The 19,585-nt window shown below is 62.5% G+C and carries 22 protein-coding genes and 1 pseudogene; 16 read left to right on the forward strand and 7 right to left on the reverse strand.

The window, feature by feature from the left end; all coding sequences use genetic code 11:
* Positions 1-49: 49 nt before the first annotated feature.
* The 8 genes from AC0NIH_RS18210 to AC0NIH_RS18245 all read left to right on the forward strand — a co-directional run bounded on the left by AC0NIH_RS18210 (position 50) and on the right by AC0NIH_RS18245 (position 6,444).
* Complete coding sequence (locus AC0NIH_RS18210) at positions 50-850, forward strand: segregation and condensation protein A (protein ID WP_473460693.1); 801 nt, start codon at positions 50-52, stop codon at positions 848-850.
* Positions 847-1,611: an SMC-Scp complex subunit ScpB gene (scpB, locus tag AC0NIH_RS18215; RefSeq protein ID WP_473460661.1), complete on the forward strand. Its 765-nt coding sequence runs from the start codon at positions 847-849 to the stop codon at positions 1,609-1,611. Before AC0NIH_RS18210 ends, scpB begins: the two co-directional genes overlap by 4 nt.
* A gap of 180 nt (positions 1,612-1,791) precedes the next feature.
* Positions 1,792-2,013, forward strand: a complete 222-nt coding sequence (locus AC0NIH_RS18220) for a twin-arginine translocase TatA/TatE family subunit (protein ID WP_013895102.1) — start codon at positions 1,792-1,794, stop codon at positions 2,011-2,013.
* A gap of 30 nt (positions 2,014-2,043) precedes the next feature.
* Complete coding sequence (gene tatB / locus AC0NIH_RS18225) at positions 2,044-2,757, forward strand: Sec-independent protein translocase protein TatB (RefSeq protein ID WP_023778726.1); 714 nt, start codon at positions 2,044-2,046, stop codon at positions 2,755-2,757.
* Positions 2,754-3,629 (forward strand): twin-arginine translocase subunit TatC, encoded by an 876-nt coding sequence (gene tatC / locus AC0NIH_RS18230; protein ID WP_473460659.1) that lies wholly within the window; start codon positions 2,754-2,756, stop codon positions 3,627-3,629. Before tatB ends, tatC begins: the two co-directional genes overlap by 4 nt.
* 102 nt (positions 3,630-3,731) lie before the next feature.
* Positions 3,732-5,030, forward strand: a complete 1,299-nt coding sequence (gene serS / locus AC0NIH_RS18235) for a serine--tRNA ligase (protein WP_473460657.1) — start codon at positions 3,732-3,734, stop codon at positions 5,028-5,030.
* Positions 5,030-5,788 (forward strand): 5'/3'-nucleotidase SurE, encoded by a 759-nt coding sequence (gene surE / locus AC0NIH_RS18240; RefSeq protein ID WP_023778729.1) that lies wholly within the window; start codon positions 5,030-5,032, stop codon positions 5,786-5,788. Before serS ends, surE begins: the two co-directional genes overlap by 1 nt.
* Positions 5,785-6,444 (forward strand): protein-L-isoaspartate(D-aspartate) O-methyltransferase, encoded by a 660-nt coding sequence (locus AC0NIH_RS18245; protein WP_473460654.1) that lies wholly within the window; start codon positions 5,785-5,787, stop codon positions 6,442-6,444. Before surE ends, AC0NIH_RS18245 begins: the two co-directional genes overlap by 4 nt.
* Positions 6,445-6,450: 6 nt before the next feature.
* Here the strand turns inward: AC0NIH_RS18245 and AC0NIH_RS18250 are convergent.
* Positions 6,451-7,399 (reverse strand): IS630 family transposase gene (locus tag AC0NIH_RS18250; RefSeq protein WP_287389127.1). Its coding sequence is split into 2 segments (ribosomal slippage): positions 6,451-7,062 and positions 7,064-7,399, totalling 948 coding nucleotides; the frame shifts between segments, so codons are not numbered across the junction.
* A 344-nt stretch (positions 7,400-7,743) separates the two neighbouring features.
* Here AC0NIH_RS18250 and AC0NIH_RS18255 point away from each other — a divergent pair.
* Together AC0NIH_RS18255 and AC0NIH_RS18260 are read left to right on the forward strand one after the other, a co-directional pair.
* On the forward strand, positions 7,744-9,276 hold the full coding sequence (locus tag AC0NIH_RS18255; protein WP_473460651.1) for a peptidoglycan DD-metalloendopeptidase family protein: 1,533 nt from the start codon (positions 7,744-7,746) through the stop codon (positions 9,274-9,276).
* Positions 9,277-9,451: 175 nt separating this feature from the next.
* Positions 9,452-9,619: pseudogene (locus AC0NIH_RS18260) on the forward strand (helix-turn-helix domain-containing protein); the annotation flags it as partial.
* Between the two features lie 51 nt (positions 9,620-9,670).
* On the opposite strand, the gene AC0NIH_RS18265 reads toward AC0NIH_RS18260, so the two are convergent.
* Positions 9,671-10,561, reverse strand: a complete 891-nt coding sequence (locus AC0NIH_RS18265) for an ATP-binding protein (RefSeq protein ID WP_287270564.1) — start codon at positions 10,559-10,561, stop codon at positions 9,671-9,673.
* A gap of 271 nt (positions 10,562-10,832) precedes the next feature.
* On the opposite strand from AC0NIH_RS18265, the gene yajC reads away from it, so the two are divergent.
* The 6 genes from yajC to AC0NIH_RS18295 all read left to right on the forward strand — a co-directional run bounded on the left by yajC (position 10,833) and on the right by AC0NIH_RS18295 (position 16,513).
* Positions 10,833-11,174: a preprotein translocase subunit YajC gene (yajC, locus tag AC0NIH_RS18270; protein ID WP_010909882.1), complete on the forward strand. Its 342-nt coding sequence runs from the start codon at positions 10,833-10,835 to the stop codon at positions 11,172-11,174.
* A 51-nt stretch (positions 11,175-11,225) separates the two neighbouring features.
* The gene (gene secDF, locus AC0NIH_RS18275) at positions 11,226-13,775 is read left to right on the forward strand and encodes a protein translocase subunit SecDF (RefSeq protein WP_224689539.1); all 2,550 of its coding nucleotides are present in this window, start codon (positions 11,226-11,228) and stop codon (positions 13,773-13,775) included.
* A 25-nt stretch (positions 13,776-13,800) separates the two neighbouring features.
* Entirely contained in the window at positions 13,801-14,196 is a 396-nt protein-coding gene (locus AC0NIH_RS18280) for an Mth938-like domain-containing protein (RefSeq protein ID WP_352710936.1), read from the forward strand.
* Between the two features lies 1 nt (position 14,197).
* Complete coding sequence (locus AC0NIH_RS18285; protein ID WP_352710934.1) at positions 14,198-15,046, forward strand: phytoene/squalene synthase family protein; 849 nt, start codon at positions 14,198-14,200, stop codon at positions 15,044-15,046.
* Between the two features lie 82 nt (positions 15,047-15,128).
* Complete coding sequence (locus AC0NIH_RS18290; RefSeq protein ID WP_473460648.1) at positions 15,129-15,563, forward strand: hypothetical protein; 435 nt, start codon at positions 15,129-15,131, stop codon at positions 15,561-15,563.
* Entirely contained in the window at positions 15,563-16,513 is a 951-nt protein-coding gene (locus AC0NIH_RS18295; RefSeq protein WP_473460646.1) for a sterol desaturase family protein, read from the forward strand. Before AC0NIH_RS18290 ends, AC0NIH_RS18295 begins: the two co-directional genes overlap by 1 nt.
* Positions 16,514-16,610: 97 nt before the next feature.
* Here the strand turns inward: AC0NIH_RS18295 and AC0NIH_RS18300 are convergent, their stop codons facing one another.
* The 5 genes from AC0NIH_RS18300 to AC0NIH_RS18320 form a co-directional block, all read right to left on the reverse strand.
* Positions 16,611-16,847 (reverse strand): type II toxin-antitoxin system RelE/ParE family toxin, encoded by a 237-nt coding sequence (locus AC0NIH_RS18300; protein ID WP_352710928.1) that lies wholly within the window; start codon positions 16,845-16,847, stop codon positions 16,611-16,613.
* Complete coding sequence (locus AC0NIH_RS18305) at positions 16,831-17,121, reverse strand: type II toxin-antitoxin system ParD family antitoxin (RefSeq protein WP_287270552.1); 291 nt, start codon at positions 17,119-17,121, stop codon at positions 16,831-16,833. The genes AC0NIH_RS18300 and AC0NIH_RS18305 overlap by 17 nt, the downstream gene beginning before the upstream one ends.
* Before the next feature lie 69 nt (positions 17,122-17,190).
* Positions 17,191-18,600, reverse strand: a complete 1,410-nt coding sequence (gene trmFO, locus AC0NIH_RS18310; protein ID WP_473460643.1) for a methylenetetrahydrofolate--tRNA-(uracil(54)-C(5))-methyltransferase (FADH(2)-oxidizing) TrmFO — start codon at positions 18,598-18,600, stop codon at positions 17,191-17,193.
* Between the two features lie 571 nt (positions 18,601-19,171).
* A complete protein-coding gene (locus AC0NIH_RS18315; RefSeq protein WP_091575276.1) occupies positions 19,172-19,312 on the reverse strand; it encodes a DUF1127 domain-containing protein in 141 nt (46 codons plus the stop codon).
* A 48-nt stretch (positions 19,313-19,360) separates the two neighbouring features.
* Positions 19,361-19,501: a DUF1127 domain-containing protein gene (locus AC0NIH_RS18320; RefSeq protein ID WP_013531315.1), complete on the reverse strand. Its 141-nt coding sequence runs from the start codon at positions 19,499-19,501 to the stop codon at positions 19,361-19,363.
* Positions 19,502-19,585 lie beyond the last annotated feature (84 nt).

Consider the following 19,585-nt stretch of genomic DNA (forward strand, 5'->3'; position numbering starts at 1 on the left):
CTAGGCAGTGGCGGAAACATTGGAAAGCAAGGCCGCGAAGGCCGCACCGATGGACCGCCTGTGGGCCGAGAACGACGATTCACGGCTGACGGGCGATCCGTCGCTGGTCGTCGACGTGGCCGGCTTCGAAGGTCCGCTTGACCTTCTCCTGCACCTTGCCCGCACCCAGAAGGTCGATCTGGCGCGCATCTCCATCCTGGCGCTGGTCGAGCAGTATCTGGCCTTCGTCGAGACGGCGAGGACGCTGCGGCTGGAGCTTGCCGCCGACTATCTGGTGATGGCGGCGTGGCTTGCCTTCCTGAAGTCGAAGCTCCTGATCCCCAAGCAGCCGGGCGATGAAGGCGAAAGCGGCGAGGAACTGGCGGCGGTTCTGCAGTTCCGGCTGAAGCGCCTGGAAGCCATGCGCGACGCGGCGGCGCGTCTGGTCAACCGCAACCGGCTCGGCCGCGACGTGTTCGCGCGCGGCATGCCCGAAATGGTCATCATCGAGAAGCGCAACGCCTATTCGGCGTCGCTCTACGATCTCTTGACCGCCTATGCCCAGCAGCGGCAGAAGCAGGCAATCAACAATGTGACGATCGCCAGGCGTGGCGTCTGGTCGCTCAAGGACGCGCGCGACGTCCTGACCCGCCTGGTTGGGGCGGTTAGCGACTGGACGACGCTGGAAAGTTTCCTGATCGTGTACATGACCAGCCCCGAGGAAAGGCGCACGGCGATCGCCAGTTCCTTTGCGGCGACATTGGAACTGGTGCGTGACGGCACGATGGACGTTCGTCAGGATCAGACGTTCGCACCGATCTATCTGCGCGGCCGGGTGCAGCCGATCAAGGCAGTCGAGGTGGCAACATGAGCGAACGCGCCAACGCTTCCGTGATCCCGTTCAAGGTCGAAGATGATCCGGAGCAGGAGCTTGTTGCCGAGGGGGGCGCCGAGCAGGTCCAGAATCCGGCCGAGCGCCTGCATATGGCGGAGGCCGTGCGCATGGCAGAGGCGATCGTGTTCGCCAGCGCCGAACCGGTCAGCGAAAAGCAGCTTGCCGCGCGCCTTCCCGACGGCATCAACGTCACCCTCGCGATGGTCGAGCTGCAGCAGATCTATGCCCGGCGGGGCGTCAATCTGGTGCGCGTCGGCGATGGCTGGGCGTTCCGCACCGCCGGCGACCTGGCCTTCCTGATGAGCCGCGATACGGTGCAGCAGCGCAAGCTGTCGCGAGCGGCGCTCGAAGTGCTGGCGATCATCGCTTATCACCAGCCGGTGACGCGCGCCGAGATCGAGGACATCCGGGGTGTCGAGACCTCGAAAGGCACGCTCGACACGCTGCTCGAGACGGAATGGGTGCGCATGCGCGGCCGCCGCAAGACACCCGGCCGTCCGGTCACCTACGGCACCACCGAAACCTTCCTCGACCATTTCGCGCTCGAGGAAATCCGTGATCTCCCCGGCATGGAAGAATTGAAGGGCGCCGGCCTGCTTTCGGGCCGCATGCCGTCTAATTTCTCCATTCCGCAGCCGCCGGCCGACCCGGATGCGCTGGCCGAGGACGAGGATCCGTTGACCGACATCGATCTCGAGGAACTCGGCCTGCTGACGCCGCGCGTCACGGAAGATTGACCGCGAAATCTGTTTCAAAAGCAGTCGGCAGACTGTACATGCGCGGATTCGTAGCGGGCCATCACACTGAAAATGCGTGACAACCGCCACCCTTTCATAAACTCTGTCGCTGTTGTGTTTGAATCCCAACGCGAAAACGCATAGATCATCGCCAGGGAAAACGTTCGAGAGAGATTAGCTATGGGTTCATTTTCGATTTGGCACTGGATGATCGTGCTGGTGATCGTGCTGCTGGTGTTCGGCCGCGGCAAGATTCCGGAACTGATGGGCGACATGGCCAAGGGCATCAAGAGCTTCAAGAAGGGCATGGCGGATGACGACGTCGCCGAAGACAAGCGCACCGTCGAACACCGTGCCGACGAGACCGTTTCGGCCGTGAAGGAAAAAGCCAGCAAGAGCTGAGCCAGAAAGTTCTAGTCGGAACAGATTGCCATGTTTGAAGTCGGCTGGACCGAAATGCTGGTGATCGCGATCGTCATGATCGTGGTCGTCGGGCCGAAGGATTTGCCTAACATGCTGCGCACCTTCGGTCGCACGACGGCGAAGCTGCGCGCCATGGCCGCCGATTTTCAGAAGCAGTTCAACGAAGCGCTGAAGGAAGCAGAGCTCGACGACGTCAAGAAGTCGGTCGACGAGCTCAGGGGCCTCAGCCCCGTTGCCGAGATCAAGAAGCAGCTCAATCCCTTCGAGCAGGCGGCAGCCGATGTGCGCGCCGGCGTCGACGCGGCGATGAAGCCGAAGCCGGCCCCTGATCCGGCAACGCCCGCACCCTCTACACCCGTGGCGGCCGAGCCGTTGAAGAACGGCGCGACGACCATGCCTGGCGGCGCGGAGGTCGCGCCGGTGACTTTCCCGGCAATGACCGATGAATCGGTGGTGGCACCGCCTGCGAGTGCGTCGCCGAAGGCGACCGCGGCGAAGAAGGCGACCAAAGCTGCGCCGGTAAAGGCTGGGCCGGTTGCAAAAGCGTCGGCGGCAAAAGCTTCTGCGCCTGTGAAAGCGAAGACCGCGCCTGCGCCAAAGCCTGAAGCGGCGAAACCTGCTGTGGCCAAGACGATTGCTGCCAAGACCGTGGCGAAGGCCGAACCGAAACCTGCGCCAGTGAAGAAGCCGGCAGCCAAAAAGACGGCGGGAGCCGCCAAGTGAGCGTTTCGGACAAGGAAAAGGACGAGATCGAAAAATCGTCCGCTCCACTGATGGAGCATCTCATCGAACTGCGTCGGCGGCTGATCTGGTCGCTCGGCGGCTTCTTCGTCGCCTTCCTGGTCTGCTTCTTCTTCGCCAAGAAGCTGTTCAACCTTCTGGTCGTCCCGTTCAAATGGGCGACGAAATGGGCGGGGCTCGATCCGCACAAGGTCGAACTGATCTACACCGCGCCGCAGGAGTTCTTCTTCACGCAGGTCAAGCTCGCCATGTTCGGCGGCATGGTGATCGCCTTTCCGCTGATCGCCACGCAGATCTACAAGTTCATCGCGCCCGGCCTCTACAAGAACGAGCGCAACGCTTTCCTGCCGTTCCTGATCGCGTCGCCCATTCTGTTCCTGATGGGTGCCTCGCTGGTCTATTTCTTCTTCACGCCGATGGTGATGTGGTTCTTCCTCGCCATGCAGCAGGCCGGCACCGACGATCAGGTGCAAATCTCGCTCCTGCCGAAAGTGTCGGAGTATCTCAGCCTCATCATGACGCTGATTTTCTCCTTCGGCCTGGTATTCCAGTTGCCGGTGGTGACCAGCCTGATGACGCGCGTCGGCATGCTGTCGTCCAAGGCGTTGGCGGAAAAGCGCAAATGGGCGATCGTCATTGCCTTCATCGTTGCCGCCGTGCTGACACCGCCGGATCCGATGAGCCAGATCGGCTTGGCCATTCCGACCATCCTTCTCTACGAGGTCTCGATCTGGGCCGCGCGGTGGATCGAGCGGGATCAGGAAAAGCAGCGGGTGGCGCGCGAGAAGCAGGAAGCCGGCGAGACCGTGGCGGATAAAACGCCGGACGAGCCTCCGGCGCCGGCTGCTCCGTAAGACAACAGGCAGCGCCGGAAATAGACAGTCGCTGCCCGCTCTATCTTGCATCGATCAAGGATGCGGTTTACGCCCTCTCGCATAGCTGAGGACGGATAAACCATGCTTGACATCAAATGGATTCGCGACAACCCGAAGGCCCTTGTCGAGGCGCTGGTCAAGCGCTCGTGGTCGGCGGCTGAGGCGCAGTCCACGGTTGATGAATTGATCGCCAGGGACGAGGCGCGGCGCGAGCATGTCACCGAGTTGCAGACCAGGCAGGAGCGCCGCAACGCCGCCTCGAAGGAGATCGGCAACGCCATGCGTTCGGGCGATGCGGCCCTTGCGGAAAAACTGAAAGCCGAAGTCGGCGAGATCAAGACCTTCATCCAGAATGGCGAAGCGCGCGAGCGCGAGCTCGACAAGGCGCTGAACGACGCGCTTGCCGTGCTGCCCAATGTGCCGTTCGACGACGTGCCGATCGGCAAGGACGAGCACGACAATGTGGTCAAGCATATCGTCGGCGAAGTGCCGACGCGCCGGAACTGGGTGAAGGAGCATTTCGAGATCGGCGAAGCGCTCGGCATGATGGATTTCGAGCGCGCGGCAAAACTGTCGGGCTCACGCTTCACCGTGCTGAAGGGCGGGTTGGCGCGGATGGAGCGCGCGATCGGCCAGTTCATGCTCGACCTGCACACCAATGAGCACGGCTATGAGGAAATCATTCCGCCGCTGATGGTGCGCGACGAGGTGCTGTTCGGCACCAACCAGTTGCCGAAGTTCGAGGAGGATCTGTTCTTCACGCCGCACGGGGAGGGCCGGCTTGGCCTGATCCCAACCGCAGAGGTTCCACTCACCAATCTGGTGCGCGAGGAAATCACCGCGCATGAAAAGCTGCCGCTCCGCTATACGGCGCTGACGCCGTGCTTCCGCTCGGAAGCAGGGTCGGCCGGGCGCGACACGCGCGGCATGCTGCGCCAGCACCAGTTCTACAAGGTCGAGCTGGTCTCGATCACCGACCAGGAATCGTCGATCGCCGAGCATGAGCGGATGACGCAATGCGCCGAGGAAGTGCTGAAGCGGCTGGAATTGCCGTTCCGGACCATGGTGCTGTGCACCGGCGACATGGGTTTTGGCGCACGCAAGACCTATGACATCGAGGTCTGGTTGCCCGGCCAGAACGCCTATCGCGAAATCTCGTCCTGCTCCGTCTGCGGCGATTTCCAGGCGCGCCGCATGGACGCCCGCTACAAGGACGGCAAGGGCAACCGCTTCGTCCATACGCTGAACGGTTCGGGCACCGCTGTCGGCCGCGCGCTCATAGCTGTCATCGAAAATTACCAGAATGAGGATGGCAGCGTAACCATTCCTGAAGTGCTGCGGCCTTACATGGGCGGTCTGGAAAAGATCGAATCGAAATAATGCGCATTCTTCTGACCAATGACGACGGCATCCATGCCGAGGGCCTGGCGTCGCTCGAACGCGTTGCCCGCACGCTCTCCGACGATGTCTGGGTGGTGGCGCCGGAGCAGGACCAGTCCGGCTATGCGCATTCGCTCTCGATCTCGGAGCCGCTGCGGCTGCGCAAGATCGGCGAGAAGCATTTTGCCGTTCGCGGCACGCCGACAGATTGCGTCATCATGGGCGTGAAGAAGATCCTGCCCGGCGCCCCCGACCTGATCTTGTCGGGCATCAATTCGGGCGCCAACATCGCAGACGACGTGACCTATTCGGGAACCGTCGCAGGCGCCATGGAAGGCGCGCTGCTCGGCATCCGCTCGATCGCGCTCAGCCAGGGCTACAGCACTGTCGGCGAAGATCGCGTGGTTCCCTATGAGACCACCGAGGCGCTGGCGCCGGCGCTGCTGAAGAAGCTTGTCGCGACGCCGCTGCCCGATGGCGTGCTGCTCAACGTCAATTTTCCGAACTGCCTTCCCGAGGAAGTCGTAGGCACCGTGGTCACCTCGCAGGGCAAGCTCGTGCACAGCCTCTGGGTCGACGAGCGGCGTGACGGGCGCGGCCTGCCTTACTATTGGCTGCGCTTCGGCCGCGAGCCGGTCGAGGGCAAGCAAGGCACCGATCTCTACGCACTGCGCAACCGCCTGGTGTCGGTGACGCCTTTGCAGCTCGACCTCACCGCGCATGAGATCCGTGACCAATTGAGCAAGGCGCTTGCATGAACCAGGGCTTTCCAATCGACGATCGCGAAGGATTTGCGGCTTTCCTTTTGCGCCTGCGCGGCAGGGGAACGGTGCCGAAGGCCCTGATCGCGGCTTTCGAGGCGACGCCGCGGCATGGCTTCGTGGCAGCGCAGTTCCATCAGATCGCCTGGTCGGACCGCATGCTGCCGATCGAATGCGGCGAGGCGATCGAAGGGGCGGACATGCAAGCGGCGGTGATCGCCGCACTCGCCATCGAAGCGGGAAACCGCGTGCTCGAGATCGGCACCGGCTCCGCCTATACGGCGGCGGTGATGTCACGGCTGGCGGCGCGGGTCGTCACCGTCGACCGCTACAAGACGCTCGTCGAACAGGCGAGGCAACGTTTCGAGGCGCTCGGCATCGGCAATGTCATTGTCCGCCAGGCCGACGGCTCCGGCGGTTTGCCCAACGAAGGGCCATTCGACCGCATCGTTGCCTGGGCCGCCTTCGACAGCCTGCCGCGCTTCCTGCTCGATCATTTGTCGAGCGGCGGCATCGTCATCGCGCCGATCGGGCCGGAGGAGGGCGAGCAGGTGCTGACCAAGCTGACCAAGGTCGGCAGCCGTTTCGAGCGTGAGGATATCGGCCTGGTGCGGCTGCAGCCGATCTTGCGCAGCGTCGCCGCGGTGATCTAGAGCCTTTCAGGTTTTGACGGAAGCGTACCCGGCGTTTTCGAAGTAGTTCTTGCATTCGGCTGCCTCGATGGTTTCGACGAGGTGGCCGATGTGGCGCCAAGTGTCCTCGACGGTGCGTTTCTGAGCCTGGCGCATCCAGTGTTTGACCTTGGCAAAGGCCTGCTCGATCGGATTGAGGTCCGGAGAGTAGGGCGGCAGGTACCAAAGCCTGGCACCGGCAGCCTTGATCATCTGCCTGATGGCCGCCGACTTATGACTTCCCAGATTATCCATGACGACGATGTCGCCGGGCTTCAGAACGGTGACGAGCTGCTGCTCGACATAGGCGCGGAAGCATTGGCCGTTGATCGGTCCGTCGAAGACGCAAGGTGCCGCGAGCCGATCGCAGCGCAGCGCGCCCAGGAAGGTCAGCGTGCGCCAATGGCCGTGCGGCGCCAGGCCGCGCAGCCGCTTGCCCCTCGGCCCCCAGCCTCGCAGCGGAGCCATATTGGTCTTGATCCAGGTTTCGTCGATGAAGACCAGGCATTGCGGATCGAGACCGGTCTGCCAAGATCGCCATCGCTGACGCCTGCGGGCAATATCAGCGCGTGCCTGCTCAAGGGCGAACAGCGTTTTTTTTGAAGCTCAGGCCCTCGCGGCGCAGGAACATCCAGACCGTATTGTGCGAAACCTTGATCCCGCGCGCATCCAACTCGTCCTTTAGCCGATGCAGCGTCAGTTCACAGGTCTGATTGATCCGCTCCACGATGAAGGCCCGATGCGGCTCCAGAACGCGCTTGCGGTGTCCGCCCATCTTGCCCGGCGCCACCGAGCCGGTGGCACGGTAACGCTGCGACCACTTCACTACAGAAGAAACTGCAACGCCAAAGCGCGATGCCACCGCACGGCAGTTCTCACCGGCGCCAACTGCCTCAACAACACGCTCACGAAGATCGTTTGAAAGCGCTCGCGTCATCAGATGCTGGCCTCCAATCCAGCCAGCATCTTGAATCACAAACAACCTTCTTTGGGAATCCTACGATTCTCTCAAAACAGGAAACGCTCTAGGCGCATTGAGATTCAGGTGAGGCCGGCCTGCAAAATGGCTGATATCTGCGCCTCCAGCGCTCGCGTACCTGAAGTACGCTCCGCTCCGGTTAACCATTTTCGACCCGGCTTGACCTGAATCTCAACGCGCCTCCAGTCCACTCGAAAATGTTTTAAGAAAATTTTCGTCGGATTCTAATGGGTTAACCGACCAGTAACATTAACGCGCTTTAATCCTGTCCAGTTGGTTCAGCGTTTGTGCGGGTTAGTGCGATGCAATTCAGTGTTTTGAAGGCAAATAGTCGCAATCTGGCGCGGGGCTGCGCTGTTCTCATGATTGCAGGCGCGGCAGCAGGGTGCAGTTCCCAGGCTTCGCGGTTCAACAGTGTCGATGACGTCTTCACCTCTTCGACCAACAATCAGCGCGCCATCATCAACAAGCAGGATGCCGTACAGCCCTATCCGGGCGACGTCTCGGCCGCTCCGCTCGATGGCAGCCATACGCAGTCGGTGAGCCGCTCCAGCCTCGATCCGGTTTCGAGCCGGCCGTTGCCGCCGCCCGCCACAGCCCAGGCGCAGCCAGAGCCGGCGCTCGCGCCTGCCGCCAATCCGGTGCGTGTCGCATCGGCGCCGGCCATGGTCCGGCCGGCTCCTCATGTCGACAGGACGACAACCGGCACCGTCGCGCCGGCCGCGAAGCCGTTCAAGGAAGCGCAGCCCGATGCGCCGAAGGTGGCGGAGGCGGGCAGGCCGCACGCGACCGAAATCGTCGTCAGGGACGGTGAGACCATTTCCGGCCTGGCAGAGCATTACAAGGTGCCGGCCGATGTCATCATGAAGGTGAATGGCCTCAGCCCGACCAAGGGGCTGAAGAGCGGCCAGAAGATCGTCATCCCGGCCTATGCCTATTCGAGCAAGGCCGAGCCGAAGGTCGCCGATGCAAAGCCGGCGAAGGACGGGAAGCATAACCTGCCGGCCACCGCGCCGGACAAGGTCGCGGTGCTGCCGCAGCAGCCGAAGCTCAAGGAAGGCAAGGCTGCCGCTCAGGTCGACACGTCGGCCGCCGCAAGCCAGCCCAAGGAGCCCAAGCCGACGCAGGTGGCCAAGGCAACCAATGCGGCTGGCACCTATACGGTCCAGTCGGGCGATACGATGTCGTCGATCGCCAGGAAGACCGGCGTCGGCGTCGTTGCGCTGAAGCAGGCCAACGGCATGAAGGATGGCTTGCTCAAGATCGGCCAGACCTTGAAGGTGCCAGCCGGCGGAACCGCGACTGTCGCCAGCGCCAAGCCGGCGAAGGTCGATCCGGTGACGACAGCAACAACGCAGCCTGCGGCAAAGACAACGCCGTCGGAAACGCTGGCATCCTACACGCCGCCGAAGAAGGATGCGAAGGTCATCCAGCAGGCCGAGGACGACGACGCGGTGGCGCCGGATGCCACGGGCATCGGCAAGATGCGTTGGCCGGTGCGCGGCCGGGTGATCTCTGGTTTCGGATCCGGCAAGGACGGCGTCGACATCGCCGTGCCCTCGGGCACGCCGATCAAGGCGGCCGAGAACGGCGTCGTCATCTACGCCGGGGACGGCCTCAAGGAATTCGGCAACACGGTGCTGGTGCGCCACGAGAACGGCCTGGTCACGGTCTATGGCCACGCCAGTTCGATCGAGGTGCAGCGCGGCCAGAAGGTCAAGCGCGGACAGGAAATTGCGCTGTCTGGCATGAGCGGTACGACGGACTCGCCGAAGCTGCACTTCGAGGTGCGCAAGAACTCGGCCCCGGTCGATCCCTCGACCTATCTCGAATAGAAGAAAAAAAGCAATTTTGCGGGCCGTCTGACCTCCAGTCCAGCCCGCCGGCTCAGCCCGCCCCGCAAGGAGCGGGCTTTTTCAGTTGCTGCCCAACACCTATTCCCTCAAGGCTCAAAGATGATCACGCAGCGTGTCGGCTATCATCGTCTCAAGGCTGCTCGCCTTGACGCCGAGAAGCGTGTTGCGACGTCGCGTCGAACGTGCGCGCATTCTGCTGCGGCAAGGCGATCTCAACACAAGCGAGGTGGCGGAATTGACGGGCTTCGCGCACCAGTCACACCTGGCGCATTGGATGCGCCGCGAGATCGGCCAAACGCCGCGTGACTTGCGACGGGCGTAGCCGCCCAAATGATCTTGACGTTAGATGGCGTTGGCGACGCAATCCGATGCATCAATCCTTGAGTGGCTTGCCTAGCCGGCCTGCCAGGTCCTGCGTGAACTGCCAGGCGACGCGGCCCGAGCGGCTGCCGCGGGTCGTTGCCCATTCCAGCGCCTCGGCGCGCAACTGCTCGGGGTCGACGTCGAGGCCGTGATGGCTGGCATAGCCGTTGATCATGTCGAGATATTCGTCCTGCGAGCATTTGTGGAAGCCGAGCCACAGGCCGAAACGATCGGACAGCGAGACCTTTTCCTCGACCGCCTCCGACGGGTTGATGGCGGTCGAGCGCTCATTGTCGATCATGTCGCGCGGCAACAGATGGCGGCGGTTCGAGGTGGCGTAGAAGATGACGTTGGCCGGGCGGCCTTCGACGCCGCCTTCGAGTGCCGCCTTCAGCGACTTGTAGGACGTGTCGTCGTGGTCGAAGGACAGATCATCGCAAAACAGGATGAAGCGATAGGGAGCCGCCTTCAGCAGTCCCATCAGCTTTGGCAGCGTATCGATGTCCTCGCGGTGGATTTCGATCAGCTTCAGCGGCAGGTCGGACTTGGCCTTTTGTGATTTAGCGCTGGCATTGATTTCCGCATGCACGGCCTTGACCAGCGACGATTTGCCCATGCCGCGCGCGCCCCACAAGAGCACGTTGTTGGCCGGGTGACCGGCGGCGAAGCGTTCGGTGTTGTCGACCAGGATGTCGCGGACACGGTCGACGCCGCGGATCAGGCCGATGTCGACGCGGTTGACCTTGCGCACCGGCTCCAGATAGCCGGGATCGGCCTGCCAGACGAAGCAGTCGGCCTCGCCGAGGTCGGTTTGGGGTACCGGCGGCGGGGCGAGGCGGCTGACGGCCTCGATCAGCCTGTCGAGTTTCTTGTTGAGGGCGTCGATGCTGCTGTCGGTCATTTCAGGTCTTTTGCTTCGTTTCCTGGGGCAGGTGGAAGTGATCTTTTCGAATCCGTCGGGTTCGAAACTAGTTCCAACCTTTTGTTCGAGCGTGATCTTTTCGGAAAACCGGCTCGCGCTTTTCGCGATCCTGCTCTAACACGGCTCAACAGGCCGGAAAAGCAGCCGATTTGCCGGGCCGCGCAGTTGCATTGACAACTTTACCGACTATATTCCGGCCAAATTTCAAGGGGGCCGTTCGCGGCCGTTTTCAAAATTCAGGAGTACCTCGATGTTCGTGACACCGGCATACGCCCAAGGCATCGGCGGCGCCTCTCCCGATATGTTCATCAGCATTTTGCCGTTTGTCCTGATTTTCGTGATCATGTATTTTCTGATCATCCGCCCGCAGCGCACGCAGCTGAAGAAGCGCGGCGAGATGCTGGCGGCGGTCCGTCGCGGCGACACGGTCGTCACCGGCGGCGGTTTCGTCGGCAAGGTGACGAAAGTGATCGACGACAATGAGCTCGAGATCGATCTCGGCGGCGGCACCAAGGTGACGGCGCTGCGCTCGACGATCGCCGATGTGCGCGTCAAGGGCGAACCGGTGGCCAACCAGAACGCCAAGAAATAACCCAATTCCAGGCGGAGCGATCCGCGGACACGCTCTGACGGACGACGCCATATGCTGTACTTTTCGCGCTTCAAGATGATCCTGATCTGGGTGGCCGTGGCCATCACAGTGATCCTCGCCGCGCCCAATCTGTTCCCTGCCAGCACGCTGGCCCAACTTCCGAGCTGGGTTCCGAAGCGGCAGATGACGCTCGGCCTCGATTTGCAGGGCGGCTCGCACATCCTGCTGGAGATGAACCAGAACGACCTGATCAAGGATCGGCTGGAGACGACACGCGACGAAATCCGCACACTGCTGCGTGACGCCAAGATCGGCTATACCGGTCTTGCCGGCAACGGGCGGACCTTGCAGGTGCGCATCACCGACCCCGCCCAGCTCGATGCCGCCAAGAAGGCCCTGAAAACCTTGACCGACCCGGTTGCGGCGGGCCTGTTCACCGGCGGCTCCATCCAGGAAATGTCGCTGGATGAATCCGAGCCCGGCCTGCTCAAATTCACTGTGACCGACGCCGGCATCAAATACCGCACGTCGACCGCGTTGGCACAGTCGATCGAGGTGGTCGAGCGTCGAGTCAACGAGCTCGGCACCACCGAACCGATCGTTCAGCGGCAGGGCGACGACCGCATCCTTGTCCAGGTGCCTGGCCTGCAGGATCCACAGCGGCTGAAGGAAATCCTCGGCCAGACCGCGAAGCTGACGTTCCAGATGGTCGACCAGTCGATGCCGGTGCAGGACGCCCTCAAGGGGCGGCCGCCCGCGGGCTCGTCGGTGCTCTACTCCCAGGACGATCCGCCGGTTCCGTATCTGATCGAGAACCGCGTCATCGTGTCGGGCGAAAACCTCGTCGACGCGCAGGCGACCTACAATTCACAGAACAACGAGCCGGTGGTTTCATTCCGCTTCGATTCGAAGGGTGCCGCGCGCTTCGGCCAGGCGACCGCGCAGAATGTCGGCAAGCTGTTCGCCATCATCCTCGACAACCAGGTGATTTCGGCGCCGCAGATCCGCGAGCCGATCCTCGGCGGCACCGGCCAGATCTCCGGCAATTTCACCGCCCAGAGCGCCAACGATCTCGCCGTGCTGCTGCGCGCCGGCGCGTTGCCCGCGACACTGACGGTGATCGAGGAACGCACCGTGGGTCCGGGCCTCGGCCAGGATTCGATCCATGCCGGCAAGGTCGCCGGCATCATCGGCTCGATCCTCGTCGTCGCCTTCATGTTCGTCGCGTACGGCTTCCTTGGATTCCTGGCCAACATCGCGCTCGCGGTCCATGTGGCGATGATCGTCGGCGTGCTCTCCCTGCTCGGCGCGACCCTGACCTTGCCCGGCATTGCCGGTATCGTGCTGACCATCGGCATGGCGGTCGATTCCAACGTGCTGATCTACGAACGCATCCGCGAGGAGCGACGTGCCGGCCGCTCCGTGATCCAGGCGATCGACACCGGTTTCACCAAGGCGCTGGCGACCATCGTCGATTCCAACGTCACCTCGCTGATCGCCACCGTGGTGCTGTTCTATCTCGGCACCGGACCGGTGAAGGGCTTTGCCATCACCTACGCCATCGGCATTCTGACCACGGTCTTCACCGCTTTCACCTTCACCCGTCTGCTGGTGTCGATCTGGCTGCGTCGCGCTCGCCCGAAGGAGTTGCCGAAGGCACCGGTGACCTTCGTTCCGCCCGGCACGAAAATTCCGTTCATGGGCATCCGTCGGTGGACGTTCGCGCTGTCGAGCACGTTGTCGATACTGTCGGTGGTGCTGTTCATGAGCGTCGGCATCAATTACGGCATCGATTTCAAGGGCGGCTCGCTGATCGAGGTGCAGTCCAAGAGCGGCGACGCCAATCTTGGCGATATCCGCAACCGGTTGACGGAGCTGAACATCGGCGAAGTGCAGGTGCAGCAGTTCGGTGCGCCGAACGACGTGCTGATCCGCGTCGGCACGCAAGATGCCGGTGAGAATGCCGAGCAGACGGTGATCGACAAGGTCCGCGGCGAGTTGCAGGACCAGTATGATTTCCGCCGCGTCGAGGTGGTGGGGCCGACGGTTTCCGGCGAATTGGCCAAGCAAGGCACCATCGCCATGATCGTCGCGCTGGTCGGCATCCTTGTCTATGTCTGGTTCCGTTTCGAATGGCAGTTCGCGGTTGGCGCCATCGTCGCGACGGTGCACGATGTGGTCATGACGCTCGGCTTCTTCGTCATCACCGGGCTGGAGTTCAACCAGTCATCGCTGGCCGCGATCCTGACTATCATCGGCTATTCGCTGAACGACACGATCGTGGTCTATGACCGCGTTCGAGAGGATCTGCGAAAATACAAGCGAATGCCGTTGCCGCAGCTTCTGAACAACGCCATCAACGAAACGCTGTCGAGAACGACGCTGACCTCCGTCACGACCAGCTTGGCGCTGCTGGCGCTGGTGCTGTTCGGAGGCGAAGTCATCCGCTCCTTCACGCTGGCGATGCTGTTCGGCGTTGTCTTCGGCACCTACTCGTCGATCTTCATCGCGGCGCCGCTGCTGATCCTGTTCAAGCTGCGGCCGCAGGCTTCGGCTGACGAGGAGAAGCCGGTCAACGGCGGCAAGGCGGTCGCGACCTGACGCGCGGCGCCGAAGGGGTGACAAAGTGGTGACCGGCAAAGGCATCGTCATCCGCGAGGCGCACTTCCCTGGCCGCGCGCCGATCGAGGCCTACGGCAACGGCGGCTTCCGCTTTGCCGACATGTCGCATCGCGGCTCGCTCCTGTGCCTGCCGTCAGGAATCCATGGCTGGGAGCCGGCAAATCCGCAGGCGCTGACGGTCGCGGATTTCGACAGGCTGCTGGCCGAGGCGGACAAGGTCGAGATCCTGCTGGTCGGCATGGGCAGGGATTTGAGGCCATTGCCGGCGGCGCTGCGGGCGGCGCTGAAGAATGCCGGCATAGCCTCCGATCCGATGTCGACGGGGGCTGCCGTGCGTACCTACAACGTGCTCCTGGCGGAAGACCGCGCCGTGGCCGCCGCGCTTATCGCCGTCAACTGACATGTCCCGGAATACCGAGATCGTCATGGACACGGTGCGTGCCGCCGACCACGACCGCTATCTCACCGCGCTCTATGCGCCGGCCGACAAGCGCGACGCGCTGTTTTCGCTCTATGCCTTCAATGCCGAGATCGCCGGTATCCGCGATCGCATCCACGAGCCGTTGCCCGGCGAGGTGCGGCTGCAATGGTGGCGGGACGTGATCGCCGCCGGCGGCGAGGCGGGTGCGGGTCATCCGGTTGCCGAAGCCTTGAATGCCACCGTCGCAGCGTTCAAATTGCCGAAACTTGCCTTCGAGAACATGCTCGAAGCCCGCATCTTCGATCTCTACGACGACCCGATGCCGTCGCGCACCGATCTGGAAGGTTATTGCGGCGAGACGGCAGCAGCACTCATCCAGCTTGCCGCGATGGTGCTCGATCCCGTCGAGGCGCCAAGGTTCGCCGAACTGGCGGGCAGGGCAGGCTGTGCGCAGGCAATGACCGGCCTGTTGCTTCTGCTGCCGCTGCACCGCAAGCGAGGGCAGTGTTTTGTCCCGGCCGACATCCTGGCGGCGGCGGGCTCATCGCCGGAGGAGTTCGTCGCTGGCGATGGCGGGCCTGGTGCGCAGCGCGCGGTGGCGGCGATGATGGCGCTGGCGCGCGAGCATCTTTCCGCCTTCGAGCGAGGCGCCGTAGCGCTGCCGGCATCGTTGCGTGCGGCGTTTCTGCCGTTGGCGCTGTCGCGCGCTTATCTCGGCAAGATGGAACGGGCGCGCCAATCACCGCTCGATGGCGTCGTACGGCTGTCCGCCTTGCGCCGGCATTGGCTGCTGCTGCGTCGGGCAAGCAAGGGCTGGCCGGCACTTTGACGTAAACGTCAATCGTGTTAAGGATTCGGCCGAGCCGAGAACTGTCGCCGAAGACGACAGGCCGGCCGGAGGAAATCCATCCATGAGCTTGCCTGTGCTGGTCGTCCTTGTCGTGTTCGGCATTGCGCTGTCGGTCGCCGCCGTGCATTTCACCGGCGGCACCAGGACGGCGATGCTTGCCGGCGCAGATCAGGCGCTGAGCCGTTTCGCCGAGGATTTTCCAGACGAAGTGGCCGCGAAAGTCCAGCTGACGGCGGATGCCAGGACGGCATTCCTGGATATCGGGCGCGGGCGCATCGGCATCGTGCACAGCGTCGGCGACTGCTTTTTGACCCGCATCGTCACGGCTGCGGACGTCTCCGTGTCCAATTCCGACGAAACGAACACAATTCTGGTGCGCCTGGCGGACTTTACCTGGAAGGGCGGCAGCTTCCGCTTTGCCAGTGCCGGTGATGCTCAAGCCTTGCTGAATGCTCTCGGCGCGCACCAATCAAATTCCACTGCGGAGGCTGCTTGATGGACGACTACAATTTTCCGCAGGTCACCCAGTTGGCGATTCCGTTCTTTGTCGCTGCCATCCTGATTGAGCTCTGGCTGGTGCGCACAGGCCGCGCCAAGGGGGCGTTCGAGACGCGCGACACGCTGACCAGCCTGATGATGGGCACCGGCAATGTCGTCGCCGGACTGCTGCTTGGCGTCGTCTCCTACTGGGCACTGCTGTGGCTGTGGCAGTTCCGTGTCTTCAACCTCGGCCTGTCGGTCTGGGTGTTCCTGGCCGCTTTCCTGCTCGATGATTTGCGCTACTACGTCTATCACCGCATCGCGCACCGGGTGCGCTGGGTGTGGGCCGAGCATGTCAACCATCACTCCAGCCAGCACTACAATCTGTCGACGGCGCTCAGGCAAAGCTGGACCGGCCTGTTCACCTTCATGTTCGTGCTGCAGGCGCCGCTGGTGCTGCTCGGCTTCCATCCGGCGGTAATTGCCTTCACCTTCGGCTTCAACCTCGTCTGGCAGTTCTGGATCCACACAGAGACCATCGGCAAGATGTGGGGCTGGTTCGAATTGATCTTCAACACGCCCTCGCACCACCGCGTCCACCATGCCACCAATCCGCGCTATCTCGACGCCAACTATGCCGGCACGCTGATCATCTGGGACCGCATGTTCGGCACTTTCGTCGAAGAGCTGGAGGAGGACCGGCCGCGCTACGGCATCGTCAAGAATCTCGGCACCTTCAATCCGCTGAAAGTGGCTTTTCACGAGTGGATCGGAATGTTCAGGGACGCTTTTGCGCCAGGTCTTTCGAGTGGCGATCGCATCAACTATCTGATCAAGCCGCCAGGCTGGAGCCATGACGGCTCGCGCGAAACCTCGGAGAGCCTGAAGGCCGCCTATGTCAGGCGAAATCCAAGCGAGGCGGGGAAGCCGGGGTTGCCGATGGCGGCAGGGGAGCCGGCCGAGTAGCGCTACGAAGGCTCGCGCGAACCACCATCGCGCATTAGTGTTTCGTAGTCACGGCCGCCGTAGAAGATGTTGACGATGCGGACGATATCGCTCTCGATCACATAATGATGACGGCGGAGTGCTCGAACGGGACGGTTCGCAATCCCGGCGCGATATCTTCGCGCGAGCGGCCGCCGCGAGGTGCGTTGCCGATGTTCTGGCAGCGGTCTTCGATACGCAGCACGAATCTCAGCGCTAGGTCGGGATTTCCGCTTGCCTCGACTATGTGTCTGAAAATGTTGGTGAGATCGTTGCTGGCGCTTTCGCGATACTCGACTTCAAGCCGCCGAATCATCAGCGCGGCTCGAATGTTGATCAGCGAATTTCCTAAGCCGTTCGCGAACCTCTTCTGCGGAAAGGTTTGGCCTCGTATCCTCGATCGACGCCTTCACCCGCGCCCGGATCGAGGCCAAGCGCTCGGCGTGTTCTTCCTCTTCGCGCTGGAAGGCGCGTAGCGCCGCGCGGATAACTTCGCTCGCCGAGCCGAAGGAGCCGTCCTCGACTTTCTCGCGGATCATGCGAGCCATGGCTGGCGTGACGGTGACGGACAATTTTTCGGCGGATTCCATAATATGGCTCCTTGCGGATGAAGTAGGATACTATCCTACTTCATCGTTCGGGTCCAATCTGGTGGTCTGCTATTCCGCAGCTTGCGTCTGTGCCGGCAACCCAAGCCATTCACTGCAATCAGCCCGCGCGCGCGAGGTGATGGCATGGCGCTTGGCGACCGTCTTGTCCTTGCCGCGCAGGCGTTTGCCTTCGATCTTCACCGCTTCGACCGGCGGGAACAGGCCGAAATTGACGTTCATCGGCTGGAATGACCGCTTGCCCGGCTCATCGTCGGACACGATGTGGCCGCCGGTGATGTGGTTGAGCAGGGCGCCGAACGCTGTCGTCAGCGGCGGCAGCGACGGCGCATGGCCGAGCCGTTCAGCGGCGGCGAAGCGGCCGGCGAGCAGGCCGATGGCGGCGCTCTCGACATAGCCTTCGCAGCCGGTTATCTGGCCGGCGAAACGAAGGCCAGGCCGCGACTTCAACTGTAGTGACGCGTCGAGCAAGGTAGGCGAGTTGATGTAGGTGTTGCGGTGCAGGCCGCCCAGCCGTGCGAAATCGGCGTTTTCGAGCCCCGGAATGGTGCGGAACACGCGCACCTGCTCGGCATGCCTGAGCTTGGTCTGGAAGCCGACCATGTTGTAGAGCGTGCCCAGTGCATTGTCTTGGCGCAGCTGCACCACGGCGTAGGCCTTGACGGTCGGGTGGTGGGCATTGGTCAGGCCCATCGGCTTCATCGGTCCGTAGCGCAGCGTCTCGACGCCACGCTCGGCCATGATCTCGATCGGCAAGCAGCCATCGAAATAGGGCGTGCCTTCCCATTGCTTGAACTCGGTCTTCTGGCCGTCGACCAGCGCTTGCACGAAGGCGAGGTACTGGTCCTTGTCCATCGGACAGTTGATGTAGTCCTTGCCGGTGCCGCCCGGGCCGACCTTGTCGTAGCGCGACTGGAACCAGCAAATGTCCATGTCGATCGTGTCGAAATGGATGATCGGCGCGATGGCGTCGAAGAAGGCGAGCGCATCGGCGCCGGTCGCGTCCGCGATCGACTGGGCAAGCGACGGTGCGGTCAGCGGGCCAGTGGCGATGATTGCCTGGTCCCAATCCGCCGGCGGCAAGCCCGGCACTTCCTCGCGCTGGATGGTGATCAGCGGGTGCGCTTCGAGTTTTTTCGTCACCGCGTCGGAGAAACCGTCGCGGTCGACGGCCAGCGCGCCGCCTGCCGGCACCTGGTTGGCGTCGCCGGCGCTCATGATCAGCGAACCGGCCAGCCGCATCTCGGCATGCAGCAGGCCGACGGCGTTGTTCTCGGCATCGTCGGAGCGGAAGGAATTGGAACAGACGAGTTCGGCCAGCCCATCGGTCTTGTGCGCGTCGGTGCTGCGAACGGGCCGCATTTCATGCAAGATGACCGATACGCCGGCTTGCGCCGCCTGCCATGCGGCTTCGGAACCGGCAAGACCGCCGCCGATGATATGGATGGGATTTTTGCTCATGAGCGCCGGAATAATCGCTTGATGCGGCGATTGCAATTGCCGTGCCTGGTGTTGGGTAAACCGCGGAGGGCGAAACCAGGCGCTGAATACAACAACACCCGCCGGGGGAGGAGGTCCGGCGGGTGTCGTTTTGGGAGTCGATCCTCGGGAGGAGGTGAAGACCGACCGTATTCGTCATTGCCGGGGAGGAGGTCGGCTTTGACGAAATCTCTTTTGCTATCTTTTGAAAGGGGCAAAACCCTTTGGAGCAAAATTCATTCGCTCCGGGGAAACAACGCCCGCCGCGGGAGGAGGTGCGGCGGGCGCCGTTTGGTTGGCCGACCCTCGGGAGGAGGTGAAGGTCGGGCCTATTCGTCATCGCCGGGGAGGAGGTCGGCTTTGACGAAATCTCTTTCGCGTTTTGAAAAGGGGCGAAACCTTTGGAGCAAAATTCATTTCGCTCCGGGGAAACAACGCCCGCCGCGGGAGGAGGTGCGGCGGGCGCCGTTTTGGTGGTCAACCCTCGGGAGGAGGATAAGGGCTGACCGTTCGCTGGAGGTCGGGGAGGAGGTCGACCCCAGCGAAATTCCTGTTAGATCGCGCGGCGGGCGACGCTCTTGATTTCGTCGCGGACGATACCGAGATCATGTAGCTGGCGGTTCGAAAGGCGACCCAGCTCGGTAACCGTCTCGCGATAAACGCGCCAGTTACGATAGTTGCGGATCAGGTTCATTGTCGTTCTCTTTTCAAAACTGGTTCGGACCATTCGCGGTCCGAAGAATTAGACCGCCTTGCGAGCGACGTAAGGAATGTCGCTGCGGCTGATGCCGAGGTCGGTCAGTTCACGGTTGCTCAGGCGGCTCAGCTCGGACACGGTGTCCCTGTAGCGGCGCCAGTTGCGATAGTTGCGGATCAAGTTCATGGTAGTTCTCGTTTCGTCTTTCTTGCGGATCATTCCGTTTGTGTACGAACCATAAATAGGGGGACCCATATCGATTTAAAAGCG

The organism is Mesorhizobium sp. WSM1386 (assembly GCF_055901595.1).